Here is a 5,651-nt window from a genome sequence, read left to right as displayed (position 1 = left end):
GGAGTCCGCCGCGCGGGGCTCCCCGCGGCCGCCGGCCAGGGCGAGCAGGCGGGTGCGGGGCGCGGGGGCGGTACGGAGCCTGCGGCGCACGGAGCGCTCGGCGACGCCCTGGGCGCGCTCCAGGACGGCGGCGGCGACCGGGTTGGCCCGCAGGGCGCGCAGGGCGGCGAGGTCGTCGGGCCGTGGCTCGTAACCGGCGGCCAGGGCGTCCTGGAGCAGCTCCAGATAGCCGGAGAGGCTGCCGGGCAGGGCATCCCGGTAGCGGGCGAGATCGTCGAGCAGGAACGCTCTGAGCCGGCCCGCCTCCAGGACCGCTTCGTCCACCGACGCGGCGAGGCGCAGGCAGTCCTGGACCTCGGAGGGCGTCAGGGGGGCCGTGGAGGGCTGGAGGGCGTGGGCGAGGAGGCGCCTGAGCACGTGCAGCTCGGCGGCGCCGAACGCCATGCCGCCGCGGGATCCGTAGGGCGTGGGCATGGGCCGAAGATACGCGCTAATCGGACAAAATCCCCTGATAGTGCGGGATCGCGGCGCGGCGGAGGGCCGCGCCGCCCCGTTCAGCCGGTCCGCTTCACGGAGCGGACGAAGTCGGCCCAGGCGGCGTGGGTGGTGGCCATCACCAGGTGCGCGGGGTCGGCCCGGTCGGCCACCCGGACGAGCGTGCCGGGGGCGGCCGCCACGTAGACGCAGGCGTCTCCCTCGCCGCAGTGGGACGACTTCCGCCAGTCGGGCCGGGCGTTAGCGGTCATGGTGTCTCCTCCGCCGTGAACGGGGTCGCGGCCTCGTGGACCGCGGTCTCTCCAGCGCGACGCTATCCCCGCCGGAGGCGTACTCCAGCCATTTCCGTGAAAAATCGCGCGGAAATCACGGCCGGATCTCAGTCCACGGGGAAGGCGTACGCGATCTCGTAGCGGGAGTCGGGGATGACGAGGTCGGCGGTCTCCACCGGGCGGCCGTCGACGTCGATGTACGTGCGCTCGATCTCGGTGATCAGCGAACCGAGGCTGATCCCGAGGAGGTTGGCCTGGTGCTGGTCGGCGCGGGAGGGCCGCGGGACCTCCACCACGGAGGTCACGGTGATGCCGATGGACCGCATCCGCGCCACGACCCCGGCGCCGCGCATCTCGCCCTCCTCGGGCAGCACGATCGGGGTGCCCGAGGTGATCTCCAACGGCTCCCAGGACTCGGAGAGTTCGGCGGGGCTGCCGTCGGCCATGAACTCGTAGCGGGTCATCACGCAGGGGGCACCGGGCGCGATGGCCAGCCGGGCGGCGATGCGTTCGGGCGCCGGGGCCTGCGGGACGGTCCGGGAGTCCCAGGACGCGGCGATGCCGTGCGCGGCGGCCTCGGAGCGGAAGGTGTTGCCGGCGCCGGGCACGCGGCGGCGGGTGCGGAGCATCCGCATGCGCCGGCGCGGGGTGCGCACGTAGGTGCCGGAGCCGGCCCGGCCTTCGAGGAAGCCCTCGATGATCAACTGCTCCATCGCCCGCTGGGTGACGCTCTGCCCGACGGCGTATTCGTCCGCGAAGCGGGCGCGGGAGGGGAGCTTGTCGCCGACCGCCCACTCGCCCGCCTCTATGCGGGCCCGGAGCGAGTCGACCACCTGCAAGTACGGTGAAACACGGGGCATTTGGGCCGTCCTGTGCCGTCTCGGCGGTGCTCCTGCGAGCGTCCGACGCCGACAAGCTAACCGATCAGGTTGAAGCTGAGGATTCGACCTGACGGTGCGTGCCTCCGCCCGTGCGTGCCTCCGCCCGTGCGGGCGGAGGCCGCCGCCGTCACTCGAAGTTCGGCGCGTTGCGCTCGTAGACCAGCCGCAGGCCGATCAGCGTCAGCCACGGCTCGTGGTCGTCGATCACCGACGCCTCGCCGAGGACGATCGGCGCCAGTCCCCCGGTGGCGATGACGCGGACGTCCGCCGGGTCTCCCGCGGGCCCGGCGAGCTCCTTGGCCATGCGCGTGACGATCCCGTCGACCTGGCCCGCGAAACCGTAGACCACGCCCGACTGCATCGCCTCGACCGTGGACTTGCCGATCACGTTGCGCGGACGGGCCAGCTCGATCTTGCGGAGCTGGGCGCCGCGCACGCCGAGCGCCTCCATCGAGATCTCGATGCCCGGGGAGATCACCCCGCCGACGTACTCGCCCTTCGCGGAGACCGCGTCGAAGGTGGTCGCCGTGCCGAAGTCGACGACGATCGCCGGTCCCCCGTACAGCTCGACGGCGGCCACCGCGTTGATGATGCGGTCCGCGCCGACCTCCTTCGGGTTGTCCATCAGGATCGGCACGCCCGTCTTGACGCCGGGCTCGACCAGCACCGCCGGGACGTCGCCGTAGTAACGGCGGGTGACCTCGCGCAGCTCGTGCAGGACCGACGGCACCGTGGCGCAGATCGCGATGCCGTGGATCCCGTCGCCGAGCTCGTTGCCGAGCATCGGGTGCATTCCCATCAGGCCCTGCATCAGGACGGCCAGCTCGTCGGCCGTCCTGCGCGGATCGGTCGAGACGCGCCAGTGCTCGACGATCTCGTCCCCGTCGAACAGGCCCAGGACCGTGTGGGTGTTGCCCACGTCGATGGTGAGCAGCACCGCTTACACCGCCTCGCGCAGGTCGAGACCGATGTCGAGGACCGGCGAGGAGTGCGTGAGGGCGCCCACCGCCAGGTAGTCCACGCCGGTCTCGGCGTAGGCGCGGGCGGTGTCCAGGGTGAGGCGGCCCGAGGACTCCAGGACGGCGCGGCCGGCCACGATGGTGACGGCCTCCTCGGTCTCCGGGACGGTGAAGTTGTCGAGCAGGATCAGGTCGGCGCCCGCGTCCACGACCTCGCGGACCTGGTGCATGGTGTCGACCTCGACCTCGACGGGAACGTCCGGGAAGGCCTCGCGGACGGCCTTGAAGGCCTGGGCGACGCCGCCCGCGGCGACGACGTGGTTGTCCTTGACCAGGGCCGCGTCCGACAGGGACATGCGGTGGTTGACGCCGCCGCCGCAGCGGACCGCGTACTTCTCCAGGGAGCGCAGGCCCGGCGTGGTCTTGCGGGTGTCGCGGACCCTCGCCTTCGTGCCCTCCAGGACGTCGGACCAGCGGCGGGTGGCGGTCGCGATGCCGGAGAGGCGGCACAGGATGTTCAGGGCGCTGCGCTCGGCGGTCAGCAGGTCGCGGGTGCGGGCGCGGACGGACAGCAGCAGCTGCCCGTCCTCGACCCTGTCGCCGTCCTCGGCGTGCCGCTCGACCTCGAAGGCCTCGGTGCACACCACGGAGAACACGGCCTCGGCGATGCGCAGCCCGGCCACGACGCCGGCCTCGCGGGCCACGAAGTCCGCGACGGCCTCGGCGTCCTCGGGGACGGTGGCGACGGTGGTGACGTCGACCCCGCCGTCCAGGTCCTCGGACAACGCCATGTGCGCGATGTCCTCGACCTCGATCGGGTCCAGGCCCGCGTCCACCAGCAGCTGGGCCAGCGCCGGGTCGAGGCCGGTCTCCTCGCCCTCGCCGCAGCCGCAGTCGTCGCCGCAGCCGCCTTCGTTCTGGTCGATCAGGGGGAGTTCGGGGGTGCTCACGGTCACTGCTCCAGGCTCTGGGGGGTGAGGGGGACGTCCACGGACGGGAAGTCCGCGGAGTCGGTGGGGACGACGACCAGGGCCCGCCGCTCGGTCGCCGACAGGCGGACGACGAGGTGACGGCGCCAGGCGGCGTCGTCCCGGTCGGGGTGGTCCTCGCGCCAGTGGCAGCCGCGGGTCTCGGCGCGCCGCTGCGCGGCGGCGACCAGGACCCGGGCCACGCACAGCAGGTTGGTCGCCTCCCAGGTCTCCACGCCCGGGACGGCGGTCTTGCCGTGGGCCTCCAGCTCGCCCAGGGCCGTCGTGTAGAGGGTCTCCAGCGCGGCCGCCGCCGTGCTCAGGGACTCGGCGGAGCGCAGGACGCCCGCGCCCTGCGTCATGATGCGCTGGATCTCGTAGCGCGCCTCGGCGGGCTGGAGCGGGCCGGTCGCGGGGACCGGGATGCCCGGTCCGATGCCGGCGGGGGCGCGGTCCAGGATGTCGTCGGCGATCCGCTCGGCGAAGACCAGGCCCTCCAGCAGGGAGTTGGAGGCCAGCCGGTTCGCCCCGTGCACGCCGGTGCAGGCGACCTCGCCGCACGCGTACAGGCCGGGGACGGTGGTGCGGCCGTGCAGGTCGGTGCGTACGCCGCCGGAGGCGTAGTGCGCGGCGGGCGCGACCGGGATCGGCTCGGTCACCGGGTCGATGCCGTGGGCGCGGCAGGCGGCCAGGATCGTCGGGAAGCGCTGTTCCCACATCTCGGCGCCGAAGTGCCGGGCGTCCAGGTACATGTGCAGCGTGCCGCGCTCCTGCATGCGGCGCGTGATGCCCTTGGCGACGATGTCGCGCGGGGCCAGTTCGGCGAGCTCGTGCTGCCCCACCATGAAGCGGACGCCGTCGGCGTCGACCAGGTGGGCGCCCTCGCCGCGGACGGCCTCCGAGACCAGGGGCTGCTGGCCCTCGGCGTCGGGCCCGAGGAAGAGGACGGTGGGGTGGAACTGGACGAATTCGAGGTCGGACACCTCGGCCCCGGCGCGCAGTGCCAGTGCGACGCCGTCGCCGGTGGACACCGACGGGTTGGTGGTGGCGGAGAACACCTGGCCCATGCCGCCGGTCGCGAGGATCACGGCGGGCGCGTGGACGGCGCCGACGCCGTCGTGCTGGCCCTCGCCCATGACGTGCAGGGTGACACCGGCGGTGCGGCCCCCCGCGTCCTGGAGGAGGTCCAGGACGAGCGCGTTCTCGACGGTCCGGATGCCCGCCGCGTGGACGGCCTCGACCAGGGCGCGGGAGATCTCGGCGCCGGTGGCGTCGCCGCCGGCGTGCGCGATGCGGCGGCGGTGGTGGCCGCCCTCGCGGGTCAGCTCTATCTCGCCGGTGTCGGTGGAGGTGTCGAAGACGGCGCCGGTCGCGATGAGCCGGCGCACCGCGTCCGGGCCCTCGGTGACCAGGAGCCGTACGGCCGCCTCGTCGCACAGGCCCGCACCCGCGACGAGGGTGTCGTCCAGGTGCTGCTCGGGCGTGTCGCCCTCGCCGAGGGCCGCGGCGATGCCGCCCTGGGCCCAGCGGGTGGAGCCGTCGTCCAGGCGCGCCTTGGTGACCACGACCGTACGGCGGCCCGCGGCGGCGCAGCGCAGCGCGGCGGTCAGGCCCGCGACGCCCGAGCCGACGACCACGACGTCCGCCTCGACGGCCCAGCCGGGGGCGGGGGCGTGCAGCCGTATGCCGGTGCCGCCGGTGCCGTCCGCCGGGATGCCTCTGCCTGTGGTGCTCACGCGTGTGCTCCGAACTCCAATGGGATGTTGTCGATCAGCCGGGTCGCGCCGACCTTCGCCGCGACGGCCAGCACGGCCCGACCGGTGAAATCGGGGCCGACGTCGGTGAAGTCCTGCGGGTCCACCAGGGCCAGGTAGTCCAGGGCCAGCGGCGGATCGTGCCGGGCCGCCTCGTCCAGGACGTGGCGGGCCGCGGCCCGTACGGCGTCCGGCAGGCCCGAACCCGCCGCGGAGACGGCGTGCGCGTCCGCGGAGGCCCGGATCTCGCCGAGCCGGGCCAGGCCCGCGGCGCGCTCGTCGCTGGCGGGGGCGGCCTCGGCGCGGGCGCGCAGCGCCGCCT

7 protein-coding genes are annotated in these 5,651 nt (G+C 74.1%); all 7 read right to left on the bottom strand.

Annotated features, from left to right (window positions below):
* On the bottom strand, window positions 1–444 hold a 444-nt coding region (locus tag AB4039_RS41115), incomplete at its 3' end, for a hypothetical protein (protein WP_442273192.1).
* Between the two features lie 110 nt (window positions 445–554).
* Window positions 555–746, bottom strand: coding sequence for a DUF397 domain-containing protein (locus AB4039_RS41110; RefSeq protein WP_266839824.1), 192 nt, complete (start codon window positions 744–746; stop codon window positions 555–557).
* A gap of 128 nt (window positions 747–874) precedes the next feature.
* Window positions 875–1,627 (bottom strand): GntR family transcriptional regulator, encoded by a 753-nt coding sequence (locus AB4039_RS41105; protein ID WP_266839826.1) that lies wholly within the window; start codon window positions 1,625–1,627, stop codon window positions 875–877.
* 148 nt (window positions 1,628–1,775) lie between these two features.
* Window positions 1,776–2,585: a type III pantothenate kinase gene (locus AB4039_RS41100; RefSeq protein ID WP_266839828.1), complete on the bottom strand. Its 810-nt coding sequence runs from the start codon at window positions 2,583–2,585 to the stop codon at window positions 1,776–1,778.
* Window positions 2,586–2,588: 3 nt separating this feature from the next.
* The gene (gene nadC, locus AB4039_RS41095; protein WP_266839830.1) at window positions 2,589–3,557 is read right to left on the bottom strand and encodes a carboxylating nicotinate-nucleotide diphosphorylase; all 969 of its coding nucleotides are present in this window, start codon (window positions 3,555–3,557) and stop codon (window positions 2,589–2,591) included.
* A gap of 2 nt (window positions 3,558–3,559) precedes the next feature.
* Window positions 3,560–5,311: an L-aspartate oxidase gene (locus AB4039_RS41090; protein ID WP_266839832.1), complete on the bottom strand. Its 1,752-nt coding sequence runs from the start codon at window positions 5,309–5,311 to the stop codon at window positions 3,560–3,562.
* The coding region (locus AB4039_RS41085; RefSeq protein ID WP_442273191.1) for a pantoate--beta-alanine ligase at window positions 5,308–5,651 on the bottom strand (344 nt) is incomplete at its 5' end. The genes AB4039_RS41085 and AB4039_RS41090, both read right to left, overlap by 4 nt.

Source organism: Streptomyces sp. M-16 (genome assembly GCF_052114405.1).
GTDB lineage: Bacteria > Actinomycetota > Actinomycetes > Streptomycetales > Streptomycetaceae > Streptomyces.
This window is presented reverse-complemented; position numbering and strand designations above follow the sequence as displayed.